The 19101-nt window shown below is 48.8% G+C and carries 14 protein-coding genes; 3 read left to right on the top strand and 11 right to left on the bottom strand.

What is annotated here, in order from left to right:
- Positions 1-85: 85 nt before the first annotated feature.
- The 5 genes from B9D94_RS30215 to B9D94_RS30195 all read right to left on the bottom strand — a co-directional run bounded on the left by B9D94_RS30215 (position 86) and on the right by B9D94_RS30195 (position 7248).
- The gene (locus B9D94_RS30215; protein WP_063478027.1) at positions 86-1762 is read right to left on the bottom strand and encodes a type 2 periplasmic-binding domain-containing protein; all 1677 of its coding nucleotides are present in this window, start codon (positions 1760-1762) and stop codon (positions 86-88) included.
- 68 nt (positions 1763-1830) lie between these two features.
- Positions 1831-2730 (bottom strand): carbohydrate ABC transporter permease, encoded by a 900-nt coding sequence (locus B9D94_RS30210; protein WP_148248646.1) that lies wholly within the window; start codon positions 2728-2730, stop codon positions 1831-1833.
- A 27-nt stretch (positions 2731-2757) separates the two neighbouring features.
- On the bottom strand, positions 2758-3732 hold the full coding sequence (locus B9D94_RS30205) for an ABC transporter permease (protein WP_148248645.1): 975 nt from the start codon (positions 3730-3732) through the stop codon (positions 2758-2760).
- 248 nt (positions 3733-3980) lie between these two features.
- Positions 3981-6068 (bottom strand): molybdopterin-containing oxidoreductase family protein, encoded by a 2088-nt coding sequence (locus tag B9D94_RS30200; RefSeq protein ID WP_148248644.1) that lies wholly within the window; start codon positions 6066-6068, stop codon positions 3981-3983.
- A 304-nt stretch (positions 6069-6372) separates the two neighbouring features.
- Positions 6373-7248, bottom strand: a complete 876-nt coding sequence (locus B9D94_RS30195; RefSeq protein ID WP_148248643.1) for a formate/nitrite transporter family protein — start codon at positions 7246-7248, stop codon at positions 6373-6375.
- A 308-nt stretch (positions 7249-7556) separates the two neighbouring features.
- Here B9D94_RS30195 and B9D94_RS30190 point away from each other — a divergent pair, with 308 nt between their 5' ends.
- Positions 7557-8927, top strand: coding sequence for an amino acid permease (locus B9D94_RS30190; RefSeq protein ID WP_100086554.1), 1371 nt, complete (start codon positions 7557-7559; stop codon positions 8925-8927).
- A 1824-nt stretch (positions 8928-10751) separates the two neighbouring features.
- Here B9D94_RS30190 and B9D94_RS30185 read toward each other — a convergent pair.
- The 4 genes from B9D94_RS30185 to B9D94_RS30170 form a co-directional block, all read right to left on the bottom strand.
- Positions 10752-12002 (bottom strand): MFS transporter, encoded by a 1251-nt coding sequence (locus tag B9D94_RS30185; protein ID WP_148248642.1) that lies wholly within the window; start codon positions 12000-12002, stop codon positions 10752-10754.
- Positions 12003-12113: 111 nt separating this feature from the next.
- The gene (locus B9D94_RS30180) at positions 12114-12707 is read right to left on the bottom strand and encodes a TetR/AcrR family transcriptional regulator (RefSeq protein WP_148248641.1); all 594 of its coding nucleotides are present in this window, start codon (positions 12705-12707) and stop codon (positions 12114-12116) included.
- Positions 12708-12956: 249 nt separating this feature from the next.
- Positions 12957-13553 (bottom strand): DUF4352 domain-containing protein, encoded by a 597-nt coding sequence (locus tag B9D94_RS30175; RefSeq protein ID WP_063478032.1) that lies wholly within the window; start codon positions 13551-13553, stop codon positions 12957-12959.
- Positions 13554-13762: 209 nt separating this feature from the next.
- The gene (locus B9D94_RS30170; protein WP_148248640.1) at positions 13763-15124 is read right to left on the bottom strand and encodes an FAD-dependent oxidoreductase; all 1362 of its coding nucleotides are present in this window, start codon (positions 15122-15124) and stop codon (positions 13763-13765) included.
- 458 nt (positions 15125-15582) lie between these two features.
- Between B9D94_RS30170 and B9D94_RS30165 the strand changes: the two genes are divergently transcribed.
- A complete protein-coding gene (locus tag B9D94_RS30165) occupies positions 15583-16218 on the top strand; it encodes an SDR family oxidoreductase (RefSeq protein ID WP_148248639.1) in 636 nt (211 codons plus the stop codon).
- 96 nt (positions 16219-16314) lie between these two features.
- Here B9D94_RS30165 and B9D94_RS30160 read toward each other — a convergent pair whose 3' ends face one another.
- Complete coding sequence (locus B9D94_RS30160; RefSeq protein ID WP_006206993.1) at positions 16315-16794, bottom strand: glutathione peroxidase; 480 nt, start codon at positions 16792-16794, stop codon at positions 16315-16317.
- 331 nt (positions 16795-17125) lie between these two features.
- On the opposite strand from B9D94_RS30160, the gene B9D94_RS30155 reads away from it, so the two are divergent.
- The gene (locus B9D94_RS30155) at positions 17126-17662 is read left to right on the top strand and encodes a hypothetical protein (RefSeq protein ID WP_082834267.1); all 537 of its coding nucleotides are present in this window, start codon (positions 17126-17128) and stop codon (positions 17660-17662) included.
- Positions 17663-17692: 30 nt separating this feature from the next.
- On the opposite strand, the gene B9D94_RS30150 is transcribed toward B9D94_RS30155, so the two are convergent.
- On the bottom strand, positions 17693-18943 hold the full coding sequence (locus B9D94_RS30150) for a hypothetical protein (RefSeq protein WP_006206995.1): 1251 nt from the start codon (positions 18941-18943) through the stop codon (positions 17693-17695).
- Positions 18944-19101: the final 158 nt, after the last annotated feature.

The following is a 19101-nucleotide window of genomic DNA, read 5'->3' as shown; positions in this document are numbered from 1 at the left end:
AAGACTATTTGATAATAAAACAGAGATATCCCAAAGAATCTGGTGGATTCTTTGGGAGGCTTCCCTGTAATAACGCTGTAATTAATTATTTTCTCTTCGCCAAGTTCTCCTGCCAATTGGCTGTACGGTAATCAAGAAGCTGCTGGTAACCCAGATCCATCAAATCCTTGTTCCCTTGGTCAAGAATTTTATCAACCTCTTCGTCACTCTTAGCCATTACGGATTTGGCATAAATTTCGAGGAACAATTCATTTACAGATGTTTTTATAATGCCTTCATCGGAATCCGGGGATGGTTCAATACCGGAAAATTCCGTAACGTTTAATTGAGTTGGCCAAGTAATCGTTTGTTGGTAACGTGTTCTCCAATCCTGCTCTTCGAACGGAAGATCCTTCATATATTTATATTTGGAAGGGTCAATATAACTCGTATTCCCTACAAACATAACCGGAGAATTTTCGGATTGAATTTTGGCTACTTCTTCGGGATTATAAGTCTCGGTGAAATTCGGCTGACCCTGCTCATCAAAGCCTTTCCAGTTCTTACCCTCAGGACCGAAGAATTGCACGTTCATTCCTTCCGGACCTGTATACCAGTCAAGGAATGCAAAGATCGCTTCAGGGTCTTCGGCAGCCGTTGTAATATATGCAGCATTCCATCCAAAGCTTGTGTAGGTCCCTGGATAAATCTTGTTCTTATCCAGACCAGGCTTATGAATAGGCCAGATCATGAAATACCCGCCGTCCGGATCCTTCTTAATTAACTCCGGCTGTGCTTCTCCTGCCATATCTGTCGGACTGGCTCCGGCAAACACAGCGACTCGGCCTGTCATGACTTTCTCCAGCACTTGATCTTCCGTTTGGTTAAAGGCATCTTGTGAAATGAGTTTCTCTCTGTAAAGTTTAGCGATATATTTCTGAGCCTCACGGAATACCGGATCCATGAGTAGCGACGTCAGCTTGCCATCCTTTGGAACCGCTAACAAATTAGCGTTAAGGTTGGTGTAGCTTGCTCCCTCTCCGAAAGCCGTATATAACACACCCAGTCCTTGTCGATCCTGTGCGCGATGCGGCTCGAACGGAACAATCTCGCTGCCATACTTTTCTTTAACCTTTACCAGGTAGTTATATAAATCATCTGTGGTTTCGAGTGGCGGCTTGCCCAGCTCTTCGTAAATTTTCTTGTTAATTACATAACCTGCATTTCCGTAAGGATTGGATGAGTACCAGTTAGGAAACCTGTACAGCTTGCCGTCTTCAGCACGAAGCAGGTCCAGATCGCCCATCCACGTTTTCAGGTTGGGATACTTATCCAGATATTCATCATAGGCTACCAGCTTTCCTTCTTTACGAAGTCTCTCCATATCCTGATCCTCACGGTCTGCCCAGATCATGTCAGGCAAATCGTCTGATGCCATCATCGCGCTCAGCTTTTGCGTATGTGCTCCGGCAGCCGCTATCATATTGAGCTTAACTTGCTTTTCTTCGCTCAAATATTTGCCGATAGGCGTGCTTTCCCATTTAGGGAAGTCTGTGTTTCCATAGTGTGCATAAGCTGAGAATTCCAGCGGCTTCTCGCCAAGCACCCATTTACCTCCATCCCCCTCTGCTGGAGGGTCAGTCTCTTTATTCCCCTCATTGGTTGTTGCAGGCGGTGTCGCCGGCGGTGCGGCTTCTTTTTTACTCCCGCATCCGGCAAGAACAGTAACCATGACCAACAGAAGCGATACCATTACGAGCAATGGCTTTTTCGTCTTTCTCATATACCTAACCCCTCTCATTTCCAAGAATATATATGTTCAAAGCTGTTCGCCTTAAACCGTTCGGCCACCTACTCTTTCAACGAGCCTACCAGCACGCCTTTGACAAAATATTTCTGCACAAAAGGATAGACCAAAATGATCGGCAAGGTCACAACAATCATCATCGCCATCGTAAGCGACTTCGAAGTAATTTGCCTTGCTTGATCCAGAAGAGCAACCGAAGCGCTGTCGAGCACGGTGCTTGAACCGGATACAATATTGGCATTCAAGGTCTGTCTCAATATCGTCTGAATGGGCAGCAAAGTATCGCTAGTGATGTAGATGCTTGGCAGGAACCAGTCGTTCCAATGGCCAACGGCGGTCAACAAGGACAGCGTGGCGATAACCGGCCCGGACAATGGAAGAATAATCCGGAAGAATATACCCCAATTGCTGCAGCCATCAATATTGGCCGATTCTTCCAAGCCAACGGGAAGGCCCTTAAAGAAGGTTCGGAATATAATCATATTCCAGACGCTGATAAGCGATGGAATAATAAACACCAGAAAGCTGTCCATCATACCCAGTGAACGGATCAAGAGATAGGTTGGAATCAATCCTCCACCAAAGTAAAGCGTGAATATAAAGAACACCATATAATAGCTCCGTCCGATCAGATAGGATCGAGTCATCCCGAAGGCAAGGAGCGCTGTCATGAAGATGGAGGTTGCGGTTCCGATTACGGTACGGCCTATGGATACGAGAAACCCGTTAAGCAGTCTTTCATCTTGCAGTATGATTTTGTAATTTTCGAGTGTGAATTCTCGTGGCCAGAAGGTGACCCCTCCCTTGGCGGTATCCACACCTACATTGAAAGAAACAGCCACCGCATTCCAGAACGGATAGAGTGCCGTGAAGGCGAGTAGACTGAGCAACGCGTATATCACAATGAGCATGACCTTGTCACCAAAGCTAATTCTTTTTAACATGCCGTACCTCCTGAGGGCTGCTGATTCTTACCATAAGCTGTTACCAGATCTTCGAGCCAGATAGTTCGCGATCGTTAGCAGTCCTACACTGATGATTGCCTTGAACAATCCGATAGCAACCGCATAAGAATAGCGATGTGACCCCAAGCCTACCCGATAGACATACGTATCAATCACATCAGATACCGGCCTTAGCACAGGATTGGATGCCAGGAGCAAGATGTCCTCAAAGCCTGCGTTGAGCAAGTTGCCGATGGCAAGAATCATAAAGATAATGACTACCGGCATAATCGAGGGAAGCGTAATCAAGTAGATCTGCTTCGCCTTGCTTGCCCCGTCGATATCTGCAGCCTCGTACAGAGCAGGATCAATGCTTGCAATCGCAGCCAGGAATACAATCGAGTTAAATCCGATATCCTTCCATACGTTGGCCGAAATGAGGATCGACCAGAAATATTCTTTCAACGAGAGAAAATTGATCGGTTCATCAATGGCCCCTATGCGCTCCAGCAAAATATTGATGCTTCCGTTTTCCGTGGATAGCAAGGCGGTGGCAAACCCCGCAACGATGACCCACGATAAGAAATAGGGCAGATACGTGATCGTTTGAATCACTCTTTTGAACAACATATGGCGAACTTCGTTCAGTAAAAGCGCCAGTATGATCGGTGCCGGAAATCCGATAACGAACTTCAACAGGCTGATGACAATCGTGTTGCGCAAAATCCTCTCAAACTCGGGGGCGGCAAAAAAGGCTTCGAAATGCTTAAAACCGACCCACGGGTTATCCCAAATCCTTGATCCGGTGAACAGGTTATAATCCATAAAACCGGTTATTACGCCATACATGGGCATATAGGCAAAAATGAAAACCAGAATGACCCCGGGTAACACCATGAGCTGAACATCCCATTGCTTCATCAAGCGTCTGAGGAAACTTTTACTGTGAACTTTGGGCTGCCGGGAAATGGGTGATTGCTGTTCTGCAGTAGCTTGCGGCATATTTATCCTCCCGTTACGAATTGATCTAAACGCATGCCGGGTCTCTGAATTTCTGCCATTCCGAAACCGCTTGCAATTGACTTAGTACCATTCTACCTATGGAAATTTATTCAAGCTATATAACAAAACCCCGATTTTTTATACTTCCACCGGAATGTGTTATCACTTTCAGCCCCCCACTTTCTTATCTATAAAAAAAGACTGCCTTCAGGTCATATAGACCTTCAAGACAGTCTCGTATTCATCTTTTAGATACCCTTCTCTTTAGCCCTGACCTCGACTACCGTCGAGAAAAAGGTGGCCCCTTCGCCCATGTCGGACAGCCTGTCCGGCGTAAGGGCGTTAGCACGCTGCTTCCGGCCTTCGCCTTCCCACCACAAGCCTTGACTGACCACGGTGCCCGGCAGCATTTTATCCGTTACCTTCGCCCGGACCTCATAGGTTCCGCGGTCATTATATACCGTAACCATATCTCCATCCTGTAACCCGCGCTCCGCTGCATCCTCCGGATGGATCTGCAGTGCGGGCTCCTTCTCCAACTTCTGATGTTTCTCCACATTCGCAAAGGTTGAATTCAGGAAATTGTGATTCGGCGGGGAGATGAACATCAGCGGATATTGATGCCCGCGGCCTCGCCTCACGCCATCATATCCTTCCTTCAATGGCACGTAAGTCGGAAGAGGCGGAAGACCGGCTGCTTCCAGCTGTGCCGAATACAGCTCAATCTGGCCGGAAGGCGTCGGCAGACGGTCCAGATACGTCTCCAGCGGGGTCATGTCGAGCTTCACGTGGCGGTGCGCTTTCAGCTTGTCCAAGGTAACGCCGTTCAGATAAGGGTTGTCCGGATAGTCGAGCGCCCTTGCAATCATCTCTTCTTCTGTCTCATAGAAAGCAGGCTCATTGAAACCCATGGCCCGTCCCAGCAACGAAAACAGCTCCACATTGCTCTTGCTCTCCCCAAGCGCCGGAATGACCGGCTCCTGAAGCTGGATGTACTGATGCCAATAGGAACTGAACAGATCCGTATTCTCAAATGAAGAGGTTGCCGGAAGCACGATATCTGCATATTTCGCTGTGTCCGTCATAAACAGGTCATGTACAACGGTAAACAGATCTTCCCGTGCAAAACCTTCGCGCACCCGCTCCGTATCTGGAGCGACAACGAGCGGATTGCTGCAATAAACGAACACGGACTTAATCGGCTGCTCGGTCATCGCAAGCGCCTCGCCAATCCGGTTCATGTTGATGGTTCGGGCCTCGGGATTCGGTCTCAGATCCGGGCGCTCCAGTGCATCGCTGTCCATACTGTTATAGCCGCCATTCGACTTGGAGGCACCTCCGCCCCGCTTGAGCCATTGTCCGGTCAAAGCAGGAAGCGCCGCTATGCTGCGTACCGTCAATCCGCCATTATCGTGATGCTGAAGTCCGTTTCCGATGTGGATATAAGACACCTGGGCTCGGCCATACAACTCAGCCAGCTTCTCGATATCCTCAGCCGAAACGCCGGTAATGGAAGACACATACGCCGGCGTGTATGTTCTCACATGCTCGCGCAGCTCCTCATGACCCAGGGTATAGTGCTGGAGGAACTCCTCATTCACCATGCCATCACGAAACATAATGTGCATGATACCGACGGCCAGGGCCGCATCCGTGCCCGGAAACAGCGGAATGAACCAATCCGCCCATTGCCCGGTCTGATTTTTATGAACATCAATGACAATGACCTTGGCACCGGACTTGCGCGCTTTCTCTGCGAGCACCACCTGGTGCATATTGGTGCTGACGATGTTGCCGCCCCAGACGATAATGACGTCAGCCAGCACCGTGACCTCAGGCACGGTGCCTCCGTTAAAGCCCATGACGGACTTCCAGCCTTCACTGCCTGCCGAATTGCAGATGGACTGCTTCAACCGGCTGGCGCCCAGCCTGTTGAAGAATCTCCGATCCATGCCGTCCACGCTCAATATGCCCATGTTGCCGTAGAAGCTGTAAGGCAGAATGCTCTCGGAGCCGTGTTCCTCGATCAGCCCCTTGTAGCGCGTGGTAATCTCCTGAACCGCTTCATCCCAGCTGATTCGTTCGAAAGCTCCCTCTCCCTTGGCGCCTACCCTCCGCATCGGATAGAGCACACGCTCCGGATGGTATACCCGGTGTGCCATATTGCGGACTTTATTGCAGATGGCTCCTTGCGTAACCGGATGGTCGGGATCTCCGGTAACCTTGACGATTTTCCCGTTCTCTTTATGCAGCAGCAGGCCGCATGTATCGGGACAATCCAACGGACATACCCCTGGAAATATGCCATTTTCCTGCTGAATCATGTCTTGAGTCATTTCGTCCATTTCCCCCTTCTGCTCGGCTGCATCCTATCCCTTATCTTAAAAGAACATCAGGGTTCCAGTAAAGTCATACATTTTTTTCTAAATAGGGTGATTCACGCTTCTCCCTGCCGGGTATATTCCTATCAAGAGCAAAGAAGAGGAACCCAGACCCTTTCTCTTCCTTGCCAAATCATGGACCACTCCCAAAAAATTCGCCATGCCGTGTCTCCTCCCCCGAGACCGGCATGGCGAATTTGCTTTTTATGGTAGACGTTCCCTTGGTGCCCGCGATTTTCTGCAATCGATACTGAATTTATTATGATACCTGCTGTGCTGAATGAACCTCAGGAGGACTTCCAGCAGCAGGAGTCGTTGTCACGGCTGCGGCGTCATGGTGAATGCCGGATACCTCCTCCGCCCTATTGCTATTCTTCAAGTAAACAGACCCGTAAGCAGCGGCCACAAACAGCGAGCCGCCCACAAAATTGCCAAGCCATACCGGAACGAAGTTCATGAAATACTGACCCCAGCTGTAATAACCTTCGAATATCGCTGCCGGGATCAGGAACATATTTGCCACCACGTGCTGAAAGCCGATAGCTACAAAGGCCATGGTCGGGAACCAGATCCCCAGAATTTTGCCGCTCATCTGATCCGATCCGTAGGAGAGCCATACGGCAAGCGCAACAAGCCAGTTGCACCCGATGCCGGACAAGAACGCCTGCAGGAAGCTGTCGTCCAGCTTATGACCTGCCATATTAACCAGCTTCTCCAAGTATACGCCGCTGCCTGTTAGCCCGGTCACATGGCCAAAGAAATAGGCAACAAACAATGCCCCCGCCAAGTTGCTTACCGTGACAAGCGCTAAATTCCGGATCAGTTCCTTGGTGGAAATCCGCTGCTTGAATCTGGCCAAGGACACCGCCATCATGTTGCCCGTCAGCAGTTCTCCGCCTGCAAGCAATACCAGAATAAGCCCGACCGGGAATACCGCCGCACCTATAAAACCGGCAATCCCTCCCCAGGCCGGAGATGCTCCGGCGATAACGCGGATATCCAGCAGAAAGCCGAGCGCAATGAATGCCCCTGCCAAAAAGCCGAGTATCATAACATTTAAGGTGGAATTGCGTGCTTTTTTCACACCGGTCTCCACGGTAATTTCTGCGATACGATCAGGTTTGTAGTAGGCCATGGTCTCTTCCTCATTTCTCCTGCATTCGTTCTATTGGGTATGTCCGATGCAGCTCTTGGTTTCCTATTTATCGTTTACCTTCATTGTAACGCAGCTTCATCACCTTGAACGTGAATTATGTCACGTTTGTGTCCATCAGGGGAGGACAGCCTTCAGATGAGACATTCCCCCTTTCAAAGAAATTCGTTTTTCTTTATAATGTCGAATGGATGGGTCACACATCGGGGAAATCTATCTAAATAAACATCTAGGAGACTCCATTTATGAGCTTGAAACACAATCTGCTTCGCAAGAAGCCGATCCCTAATATGCAAGGTGGGGAAGTACGTTCCGCATTAAAAAAACAACTCAGTGCCATGGACCTTATCATCCTCGGCGTGGGTTCTATCGTGGGAACAGGGATTTTTGTATTAACCGGCGTCACCGCCGCAACCCATGCCGGACCGGGATTAATCGTTTCGTTCCTGCTGGCGGGGCTGGTGTGCGCCTTCTGTGCACTCTGCTACGCAGAATTCGCCTCCACCGTACCGGTGGCGGGCAGTGCATATACGTACAGCTATTCAACCTTTGGCGAAGGTTTTGCCTGGCTGATGGGCTGGGACCTGCTTCTGGAATACGGCTTCGCCAGCGCTTTGGTATCCAGCAGCTGGTCCGGTTACGTCCAGAGCATCCTCGCGGGCTTCGGGATACATCTGCCAACCGCGATAACCAATGCCTTTAATCCGGCCAACGGTACCTATGTGGATGTGCCCGCTATATTTATCGCGCTTCTGATCACGTGGATTGTATCGCGCGGAGCCAAGGAATCGACAAGGCTTAACACCTTCATGGTTTATCTGAAAGTTGCCGTCATTCTGCTATTTATCGGCGTGGGGATATTCTATGTGGAACCGGATAACTGGACGCCGTTCCTGCCATTTGGCATGGAAGGTGTCATGACGGGAGCGGCCATTGCCTTCCTCGCCTACGTGGGCTTTGATGTCATTGCAACGGCAGCCGAAGAAGTCAAGCATCCGCAGAAGAGCCTCCCGATCGGCATTCTGGGTTCCCTGCTGATTGTGTCCGTGTTATATATTGCGGTTACCGCGGTGCTGACAGGACTCGTACCATACAACCTGCTCAATGTGAAAGACCCGGTTGCCTTTGCGCTGCTCTACATCGAGCAGGACTGGATGTCCTATTTCATCTCGCTGGGGGCCATAGCTGGACTCACCACCGTGCTGATGGGTGTCATGTTCGGACAGTCCCGACTGCTGTATGCACTCGGCCGGGACGGACTCCTGCCGAAACGGATGAGCTCGGTCAATCCGAAAACGAAGTCGCCGGAATTCAGCACCTGGGTGTCCGGTATCAGCATCGCCCTGCTGTCCGGCTTTGTCCCCCTTGGCAACCTGGCGGATTTGGCCAGCATCGGCACGCTTTTTGCCTTCATTACCGTCTCGCTCGGCATCATTGTGCTGCGCAAAACACATCCGGATCTAAAACGCACCTTCCGCGTGCCGTTTGTGCCTTGGCTGCCTTTGATTGCTGTTGCCAGCTGTCTCTATCTGCTGACCACGCTGCAGTGGATTACCTGGATCGGGTTCATTGTATGGATCGGACTCGGTGTCGTCATCTACGCTATATACGGATACAGGCATAGCGCATTGTCAAAAGGCGACTCATCCGGTTACGAGTAGATCACCCTTACAGGATAGGATGTCAAACCACTTGGGATGATAGGAATAACCGCCGGACGTTAGAGCCCCTCTGTTTATTGGTTCAGACAACATTCTTTGATTAGAGCAATTTGCCTGCTCAATCTGAGCAAGGGTACGCAAAATAGCGGTGTGTGGATTAAATCCATACACCGCTATTTTTTATGGAATATGCTGCTTTACCCGATCACCGTTATTTATCCGAAAACCGTTGTTTACCCGAAATACCCAATAACCGTTGATAAGTACGCTCGTTTTAGAACTATAGGGCAGTTGGTTGTCTAACGGACTAAAGAGACGCTATTGGATGGAAAAAGTAGCTTTTTGAATTCTAACGGACCTTAGAGGCGTTATTTAGTCAATTTGATGGGAAATGTCCTTTTATCTGGCCTCATAGCGACGCTGGTGTCCGTTACGTTCATAATAGAAGCTAATTAGCGCAAATAACGCTTCTGATGTCCGTTAGAGATAGAGCTGGTGTGCATGAGAGTGTGCCGAAATGGCAAATCAAGCTAGCTTCCAGAAAGTGTACCCCAATGTTGGATGGAGCTCCAAAGTGCATCCTAATGTCCGATTGAGCTCACATTCAGAAGACACCAGCCCAGTGGACTGGTCTAACGGACTTGAGAGGCGTTATTTAGTCAATTTGATGGGAAATGTCCTTCTATCCGGCTTCATAGCGACGCTGGTGTCCGTTACATTTACTATATAAGCTAATTAGCACAAATAGCGCTCCTGATGTCCGTTAGAGATGGAACTGGTGTCCATGAGAGTATAGCGAATTGTCAGATCAAGCTAATTAGCGCAAATAACGCTGGTGAAGTCCGTTGAATAGAGCTGGCACCCGAGAGGTGCCGAATGTTAAATCAAGCTAACTTCCAGATAGTGCACCCCAATGTTATATTGAGCCCACATTCAGGAGTACACCAGCCCAGTGGACTGGTCTAACGGACTGGAGAGACGCTATTGGACGGAAAAAGTAGCTTTTTGAATTCTAACGGACTTGAGAGGCGTTATTTAGTCAATTTGATGGGAAATGTCCTTCTATCCGGCTTCATAGCGACGCTGGTGTCCGTTACATTTACTATATAAGCTAATTAGCACAAATAGCGCTCCTGATGTCCGTTAGAGATGGAGCAGGTGTACATGAGAGTGTAGCGAAATGTTAAATCAAGCTAGCTTCCAGAAAGTGTACCCCAATGTTGGATGGAGCTAACCATCCACAAAGTGCATCCTAATGTCAGATTGAGCTCACATCCAGGAGTACACCAGCCCAGTGGACTGGTCTAACGGACTGAAGAGACGCTATTGGGCGGAAAAATTAGCTTTTTGAATTCTAACGGACCTGAGAGGCGTTATTAAGTCAATTTGATGGGAAATGTCCTTCTATCCAGCTTCATAGCGACGCTGGTGTCCGTTACATTTACTATATAAGCTAATTAGCACAAATAGCGCTCCTGATGTCCGTTAGATGGAGCTGATGTCCCGAGAGCGTGCCGGAATGTTAAATAAAGCTGAAATCCAGAAAGTACAATTAGCGCAAATAACGCTTCTGATGTCCGTTAGAGATGGAGCTGGTATGCATGAGAGTGTGCCGAAATGTTAGATAGAGCTGAAATCCAGTAAATGTACTGAATTGTCAGATCAAACGAACCTCCAGAATGTGCACCCCCATGTCAGATTGAGCCAACATTCAGTCCGCTTATCGTGCGCTTTACCTAACTTGCAGTTTCTGTACAGAATTAGAGTAATCAGCAGCTCTTCATCCATCCTGCGACTTAGACCAGCGACTCTCCTCCCCAGAGGTTACACCTTGACCGTGGCGTTTACACTTACAGGCGCTTCCGCTTCCTCCTGGACAGGTTCCCTGGAAATCGGAAGCTTCATGCTGATGAAGGACGACAACAGGAAGAGGGCTCCCGCCGTGAAATACACCACAACAATCGAGGTTGCCGACATATACCATCCCGTAAACCCGGAGCCGATCAGCATCATGCCGGTAAAGACCGGCATCATCACGCCACCCAGCCGACCGATGAATTTCTCATCCACCTGCTGCATCATTACCGCCATTAATACGGTTTGAGCCATCGCCATCAGCACCCCGGTCAAAAATCGCATCGTGCCGGTCAGCATCGGCCACTGGGACAGCACCTCTACAAAGGTTGAGAGTCCCAGAAACGAAAGCCCTGCAAACAGCAAGTAGGTGCCTTTTACCTTACCTGCAATAACAGCGGCGATCAGTCCGCCAATCAGCATGCCCAGACCTTCCAGAGCCGTAAACCACTGGACGCTGGACATATCCAGCTGGAGCCGCTCCGTTATGACAAAGATATCCAAAGGCTGTACGAGTCCGCTGCCAAGCGCCAATACCATGTAGACCACGAGCAGCACTTTCAGCAATCGACTGGAAGCGATGTAAGAAAATCCGGCCTTCATATCCTTCAGTAAAGAACCGGCAGATTCTGTGGTATCCGGTGCTTGATCTACACTCGAAGGGAGGAAGGTTAATACGATCGCTGAAGCAGCGAACAGAACCAGCAGGCTTATTAATGAAGCTAGAAGGCCAAAAGTTTGATAAATCGTCGTTCCAACCATGGGACCCAAAATAATAAACAGCGACATTAACGTCTGGGATAAAGCTGTTGCCGCTGGCACATGTTCATCCGGCAGGCACCGCTTGATGATCTTCATCGACGAAGGCTGCGAAAATTGCGACACAACCGCTGATACCAGCGTAACGGCAAACACCGCCTGCCAGTATCCCGCTAACACCACGAACAGAATAAGCAGGATAGATAAGAAGCTTAACACGTCGCCCCATATCATCGTCCGCTTCGGCCGCCAGCGGTCTGCCAGCACACCACCGATCATGGAGATGACAAAAATCGGTACGTATTCAATGACCGTAAGCAGCGATACGGCGACCGGGTCATGGTTGCTCTTTTCCATAATGAAGAACAACAGCGCCATGTTGCGGATCCAGATCCCTATATTTTGCATAAAATCAGAGACCATAAGCAGTACAAACGCACGGTTTCCAAACAATTGCCTCATGTTTCCATCACCCTAATATAAAACCGACTGTTCGGTTTAATTATAATTACAGAAACGCCTTTTGCCCGTTCCAAGAACGATAACACGCTTCTGATCATTTCCTGATGTAAACTACGGCCTTCCATTCGTTAACACACCTTTTAAAAAGTACGTAACGCCCTTGCGGTATAAAATCCTTGATTTCTCCTGGGATCGTTCATAGTAAGAAATCGACAACCCATCCAGCAGCGATCCAAAAATAATGGAGATCTCATCAATATCCCCTTCCGATATCCGTCCCTCGCGCGCACCCTCCAGCATAATCTCTCGGTACAGCGTACGCGGACCCTGCAAAATAGCAAGCATCTCGGCCACAATCGTCTTATTCTCCGGCTGATTGATATAGAACTCCTCCGCAATCTTGGTCAGCGGATTCTGAAAATCATCAACCATATGATCGGCTATTCCATACAGCTTCTCTTCGAAATTGATGTAATGGGCTTTTTTATCGTTCCAGCCTTCCATCCATTCCTGATTCTGCTTCGCCAGCAGCTTGACAAACAAATCTTCCTTACTTTCGAAGTGATAATAAATGCTGCCCTTGCTGGCACCTGTATATTTGACCAGTTCATCCATCGATGTAGCCGCATACCCGCGCTGAATGAACAGCTCTTTCGCTTTATCCAGAATCAAATCCCGCTTTCGCTGCGCTTTTTCTGAAGACATAGATGTAAGCACTCCTTGTCTGGAATAACGATCTTAGCCGCAAAGCCAAGACCTTTCCCTTAATAAAAATGAAAGTCAAGGTTCATGGAATCCATCCCCTCACAAGAAACCGACTATGCGGTTTACTCATAATCATACTGAAAACATCTCCCCGTGTAAAGTCAGCAACAGATGCACAGAAAAAAAAGGGATTCTGCCCTGCCCAGCAAAATCCCTTCCATCTCACAATCAATTCTAATGAGGCTTCCATTATTCCACTGTCCAAATGGCCCTTCCTTCTTTCATCGGATCGCCGTAACTTAGCTGCAGCCCCTGAACGCCCTGTTTCACTTCGTACGGAATTTCACCTTTTAATTCTCCGCCTGGTGCAACCGTACCATCCAGCATCTTCACATCATCCGTAATAGGGACCGTGTAGTTAAGATCACTTGAATCCGTCAAGGAAAAAGACAGCGCTGATGATATGACAAGCGGCTCCTGTCCATTGTTCTTCACAGTAAGCTCAACAACCTTAAACGTATGGCCAGCCTGAGGCTTTAAGTATTCATCGCCCTCCGAATCGCGTACGCTGTTCAGCGTAATGACCGCGCCGTGATAATCCACCGTGTCGCCCACAGCCGCAGGCTCGCCAATCGGTTTCACATCTGTATTTGCAGTTGATTCCTTATCCTCTTGGATCGGTTCTGTAGACGATTCTTCTGCAGACGGATCCTTCTCATCCGCCCCCTCGTTACCCACAACGGCCGGTGGAGTCTCTGCCGGGGGATCGGCCTGATCATTGGAACAAGCAGCTGTCAGCAGCATGGAAAACAACACAGCCGCGACCATCATAACTTTTTTATTCATTCTATTATCCTACCTCTCTGAAAGACTATATCTAAATGTGCGGACCATTTCCATTTCGCCTTAAAAACCCTGAATCCTTCATAAAAACATAAATCGATCGATTCCCTTTTATGGAAGACGGAAGCGTTTCAGAAGAAGTTTTGCTTGCGCGATTATTCTTAAACAAGAAAAAGACCCCCGAATCAGGGGGTCTTCCAACTGTTGTCTCATTAAGAATGTATCGGAGCTTTCGTCTCGATCTCAGGCAATGCCTGCAAGCCAGCCGTGTTCAGGAAGTTCCACGGCTTGTTGTAATGCGGCTGGAAGAAAAAGTCGATGAATGCCAGCTCGTCGATAGTCATGCGATTCTGTATGCATACCGACAGCGTGTTGATGGACTGTGTCATATCCACTCTGGAAATGATCTGCGCACCCAATATCCGGCGGCTATCCTGTTCATATACCACCTTCAGCGTGACCGGTTCGAAGGTTGGCATAAACTCCGGACGGTAGTGATCCGTTATGGATACTGTCTCCACTTTAAGATCTTCGTCTTTGGCAGATCCTTCGGTTAAGCCTGTCGATGCAATGTTGTGCTCGTATATTTTCAATCCCGAGGTCCCCTGGGTGCCCATATAAGGCGTTGTCGGCTGCACGAGGTTGCGGGCAACAAGCGTACCCATCCGTACTGCGTTGGTGGCCAGAGGAATATACATCATTTTCCCCGTCGGATTGTAGAGGACCGAGCAGCAGTCGCCCGCCGCATACACATCCCGCTTGCTGGTCTGCATATATTGATCCACAACGATGGCGCCATTTTTCAACATATCCACTTGCCCCTTCAACAGCTCCGTGTTCGGGCGGAAGCCGATACAGAGGATAACCAGGTCCGTGTCGATCTCACCCTTGTCGGTGATGACCTTGTTCACGTTGCCATCCTCCCCCTGGAAAGAGGTTACCGTCTGACCCATCGCCATCTCGATCCCTTTTTCCCGGAAGGATTCTTCCACCTTGCCGCTAAATTCAGGGTCGAGATATTTGTTCAGAATGCGGTCGGCGCTGTCGATGAGGGTGACCTGCTTGCCGTTCTGCTGGAAAGCCTCTACAAGCTCCACGCCGATGTAACCTGCGCCAACCACCGTAATGTGCTTCGCACCTTGTGCCTTTTCGATGATGGTGTTGGAATGGTTATAGTTTTTGCAGAGCAGAATATTATTCAGATCAATGCCCTCAAGCTTAGGCACAATAGGCCACGATCCAGTTGTTACGATCAGCTTATCAAACGTATCTTCAAAGGTTTCCGATGTAACCAGATTACGAACTTTCAAAATTTTGCGATCTGTATCCACCGAAATAATCTCATGTTTCATCTTGGTCTCAACACCCAGCTCGTCGAGCTTCTGAGGTGAAGAGTAGAACAATCCATCAGGATCTTTTACAACGCCCCCGACATAAAGCGCGATGCCACACGACAGGAAAGAGATATTATCATTGCGTTCATAAACGGTAATCTGTGCATCGGGGTAAAGCTTGGCGGTATTTACAATGGCGGACGTTCCTGCATGGGTACAACCGATAACGGCAACTTTCATGGTTTTTTCCTCCTCCAAATTTGAAGCTTTATATTTGTTTAAGATGAGCTGTTTTGACTGGATTCATGCTTGGTAACCCTTGATGAACTTGAATGCAGCGACTGGAAAAATTATTGTGAATATTTTCACTTTATAGTCTCATTATAATGTGATTTATTTCACAGTTCAATAGGCGATTTCGAATTTCACACATTGTTCATAAATTCACATGGTGTGAGTGATAAAAAATATGGACTGATGCGATGACAATTGCCGATGAGATTGACAACGTGAGCATCGTATAAATGGACCTTAAAACCCTCAGCATACCGGCTTCAAATCAGGGCAAGCTAACAGATGTCGTTCCGATAAGTGAGATTAGAACATGAGGCCTCAAACAGGTTTTCTTAATTAATAACAGAATATGCCCTTTTTGAAACAACCGACAGCGGGTAATGGTGTGCAGGAGGTGTTTGGAGATGACTACCGTATTTGTTGCTGGAGCCGGTGGAACAACCGGAAGGCTGATTGCGAAGCTCCTTGTACAAAAAGGATATCAAGTGCGCGGTCTCATTCCGGATGAGGATCATAAGCGAAATATGGAGCAGGATGGTGCAGAAGGAATTGTCGGCGATTTGGCTCAGACTTATTCAGGTGGCCTGAAGGACGTCGATGCCGTTATTTGTGCAGTGGGGGCCGGGGTCACCGAGGATCCGCAGGAGACCGATCAAATCGGCACCGTCCGGCTGATCGAGCAGTGCGTGCTTGAAGGGATTCCACGCTTTATTATGATCAGCTGTATGGAGACCAAGAATCCGGGGAACCTGCCTGAGCTGAAACCATATCTGCTCGCTAAGCATAAGGCAGAAGTCATTCTTGCCGAGAGTACGCTAACTCACACCATCATTCGGGCAGGAGAGTTAACGGATCATGAGCCTGCCGGAACGGTTGAAGCGGATTCCAATCTCCCGAAGGCCGGGCCCGTATCCCGTCATGATGTTGCGCATGCCGCGGTGTTGTGTCTTTCACTGCCGGAGACGGAGAATACCACGTTTGATCTGATTCAAGGCCAGCGTCATATAGAGGATGCCCTGAAGGAGTTAGCCTCAAGTTAATATATTCGTTCCAAAAGAAAAAACAGGACTGTTCTCCTGCGGACAAATACGCCCTGTTAGGAAACAGCCCTGTTATATTAGTGATATATTCTGCCTTTAACCCAGCAGTGATTCGATAGCACTCTTCATCGATTCAGGTGTGTCGCGCGGTTCGAACCGCTGAACAACGTTACCCTCACGATCCACCAGGAACTTCGTAAAATTCCAGGCGATCTCCCCGCCTTCATTCGGTCCTGGCTGCTCCGATTTCAAATATTGAAACAACGGATGCGCCCCTTCCCCGTTCACATCAATCTTCTCGAAAACCGGAAATTTCACACCATAGTTTATTTGACAGAACGATGCTGCCTCTTCACTTGTCCCCGGCTCCTGTCCGCCAAACTGATTGCACGGGAAGCCAAGAACCTGCAGCCCTTGCTGGCCGTACTGGTCATACAACTGCTGAAGCTCGCCATATTGTGGCGTAAGACCACATTGACTTGCCGTATTCGCTATAATCAGAACCTTGCCTGAATACTGATCGAGTGAAACTTCCTGGCCTGATGGGTTTGTTGCTTGATATTCATAAACTGACATCTTTGGATCTCCTCCCCGGCTTTGTTTTGAATGGACATTAGACTCCTGCCGTGACGCTGAAGCCTTGTGGTCTCCCTCCATCATACCGAATAAATGCCGTCAAACCAAATCCCGGTTCTGATATGGCCATAAAGAGCATAAAGTGTATCCTTTTGTATCGAATTGAATGGTACTATGAACTGCAGCCTACATTGCATGCTTTGCCATAATGAACGGACATATACTTGATGACAAACAAGCATGTTTAGACAGCAGGCCAGCAGGGTAATGACCCGAGAGGGTTGGATCTTATGTATCCATCATATACTCATACATAAGCGAGGCAAGAGCAATGAAATTATACCCCGAAATGTTTTTATCTCCATGGCATCTCATCGTCCTTCTCATGGTCCTGATTGCATTTATCGGACTGATCATGGGTGGATATGACAAGAAGACGGTGCTGCGAAGCACAGGGCTCTCAGCGCTCATCTTCTACTTTATGCTGACGATCCCGATCGGCCTGATCACCCAGGAATCCCTGTACAAGGAAGAAACGATGATACAAAGCCTGGATCAGCGGTATGAGGACAAACAAGCAAACGGTCAGCTTCATGGGACTCAGGATTACGTCATCGCTTATGTCGGTGCATATAAGAATGAGGATGACGCCGATATCGTGGTCTATGCAGGCAACTATCATGCGACTCAAACATTCAGTGGTCATATCCGGGTTTACCTCTACGACAGCGAGGATGAAGAGGTATTTATCAAGACCTACGAAGGCGTGACACTGGAACCGGGTGAGAAGAAAAAGCTGGATTCCACGTTCACCAGCCACCCCATGACAACGTATCGATTCCATTATGAAGCGCAGCCCGAGGTATGAGGGCTGCGTTCTTCGTTTATATTATCAAGCTCAAGTTGACAGATGGTTTTCTGGCCTGACACCTGCATCATTCGTTTGGGACACAGGCTGGCAGGGCTCTGGGATGGGCGGGAGTTTCTTGATGTCACGTCCTTTGCGCATATGCCGTATACCCAAATAGATAAGAGTAACCACCGGCAGAGACAGCATGGTCATGGCAAGCATCATGCTCGACATCTGGTAAGAAGGGTCGGTTTCAACTTCGGAGAAGTCCAAAAAAACAAACGTAATGAACGTGACCCCCGGGAAGATGAGAATCTGCAGCCAGCGCATCCATTTCACCAGAACAAAAAACAGAATGGAGAAAAGTCCAAGAAGCAGAATCGGGTACAGCATTTGTTCCGGATCCACGGTACCTTGCTCTGCCGCACGGGTCAACCAGAATGCGATGCCGAACTGAACAGGGAATACCAGCCAGGCAAGCAGCCCCGTTCCGCGAAACGCCGATCTCCGCTTTTGAAGCGCCTCTTCGTATTGGTACAGCTTCATCTCGTATTCCAGCTGATTCAGTTCTTCTTCCGTCAGTTCCCGCTCCTCACCGCTCTCCTGCAAGAGACGGTCCAGATAAGGCCGATATTCCCGCTCTATGTTGCCGTCGAATGCGGTCTGTTCCAAATCCTCGTCTTCGCGAAGCACATCGGCAACCGATTCATCTGCCAGATCCTGTACGATGATCGAGGTCAGATATATCGGAAGGTCCCGCCGACCTATGACCTCCAGCCAGCGGTTGGCATCCATCGGATCGATAAAAGGAATGGCCACCGTCCGGTCCCCCTGCTCTCCTGTACCCACGAGATACAGGACTGGCATCAGTTCTGCCATAGGCAGTGTTTCGCTCATTTTGCTCTTCTTATAGGCATAACTATATGAAAAAATATACCTTCCATAGTATATTTCCTTCACATCGCCGAGCCATAGGCTCCCCTTGAACGAATCTTTTGACTCTGGGTCCCACCTCTCGTACTCCACATGATCCTCATATAACAAGTACTCATCCAGATGTGTGTTGGTCCAGACATGTCCCTTCAAGCTTCTAAACAGCTTAGCTCCCATAAAGATGCCTGCAGGTATGGCAGCTAGACTTATCCAGGACCAAATATGGGTCCAGAGGTACAGCAGAATCAAGGGTCCCATCGTTAGCACCAAGCTAAGGAGCAGCCCCAGCACGTGCATTTCGAAGGTAATCACCCAATAAAAGGGCTGCATTTGGGGTTTTCTCTGCTCATGAATCACCAGAGACATTCAGGTAACTCCCTCCTTATATTCTATTGTTGTTATCGGAGAAAACAATATGTAACGAAAATGAAACAAGGCCCTGCCTCCCATAAATTATGTTTATGGTTTCATGCCGTTGTTCCGAACCAAAAAACCTCCCCCGACAGCGGCCGGGGAAGGTTTTC

This window comes from Paenibacillus sp. Cedars (genome assembly GCF_003184205.1).
Lineage (GTDB): Bacteria > Bacillota > Bacilli > Paenibacillales > Paenibacillaceae > Paenibacillus_AQ > Paenibacillus_AQ glucanolyticus.
Note: the sequence above shows the minus strand (reverse complement) of the source record. Positions and strands in the feature narration are given on the sequence as shown.

What these genes read in the sequence shown, in the direction of transcription:
- B9D94_RS30215 (WP_063478027.1), bottom strand. Translation starts at nt 1,762, where the DNA reads ATGAGAAAGACGAAAAAGCCATTGCTCGTAATGGTATCGCTTCTGTTG.
- B9D94_RS30210 (WP_148248646.1), bottom strand. Translation starts at nt 2,730, where the DNA reads ATGTTAAAAAGAATTAGCTTTGGTGACAAGGTCATGCTCATTGTGATA.
- B9D94_RS30205 (WP_148248645.1), bottom strand. Translation starts at nt 3,732, where the DNA reads ATGCCGCAAGCTACTGCAGAACAGCAATCACCCATTTCCCGGCAGCCC.
- B9D94_RS30200 (WP_148248644.1), bottom strand. Translation starts at nt 6,068, where the DNA reads ATGACTCAAGACATGATTCAGCAGGAAAATGGCATATTTCCAGGGGTA.
- B9D94_RS30195 (WP_148248643.1), bottom strand. Translation starts at nt 7,248, where the DNA reads ATGGCCTACTACAAACCTGATCGTATCGCAGAAATTACCGTGGAGACC.
- B9D94_RS30190 (WP_100086554.1), top strand. Translation starts at nt 7,557, where the DNA reads ATGCAAGGTGGGGAAGTACGTTCCGCATTAAAAAAACAACTCAGTGCC.
- B9D94_RS30185 (WP_148248642.1), bottom strand. Translation starts at nt 12,002, where the DNA reads ATGAGGCAATTGTTTGGAAACCGTGCGTTTGTACTGCTTATGGTCTCT.
- B9D94_RS30180 (WP_148248641.1), bottom strand. Translation starts at nt 12,707, where the DNA reads ATGTCTTCAGAAAAAGCGCAGCGAAAGCGGGATTTGATTCTGGATAAA.
- B9D94_RS30175 (WP_063478032.1), bottom strand. Translation starts at nt 13,553, where the DNA reads ATGAATAAAAAAGTTATGATGGTCGCGGCTGTGTTGTTTTCCATGCTG.
- B9D94_RS30170 (WP_148248640.1), bottom strand. Translation starts at nt 15,124, where the DNA reads ATGAAAGTTGCCGTTATCGGTTGTACCCATGCAGGAACGTCCGCCATT.
- B9D94_RS30165 (WP_148248639.1), top strand. Translation starts at nt 15,583, where the DNA reads ATGACTACCGTATTTGTTGCTGGAGCCGGTGGAACAACCGGAAGGCTG.
- B9D94_RS30160 (WP_006206993.1), bottom strand. Translation starts at nt 16,794, where the DNA reads ATGTCAGTTTATGAATATCAAGCAACAAACCCATCAGGCCAGGAAGTT.
- B9D94_RS30155 (WP_082834267.1), top strand. Translation starts at nt 17,126, where the DNA reads ATGAAATTATACCCCGAAATGTTTTTATCTCCATGGCATCTCATCGTC.
- B9D94_RS30150 (WP_006206995.1), bottom strand. Translation starts at nt 18,943, where the DNA reads ATGTCTCTGGTGATTCATGAGCAGAGAAAACCCCAAATGCAGCCCTTT.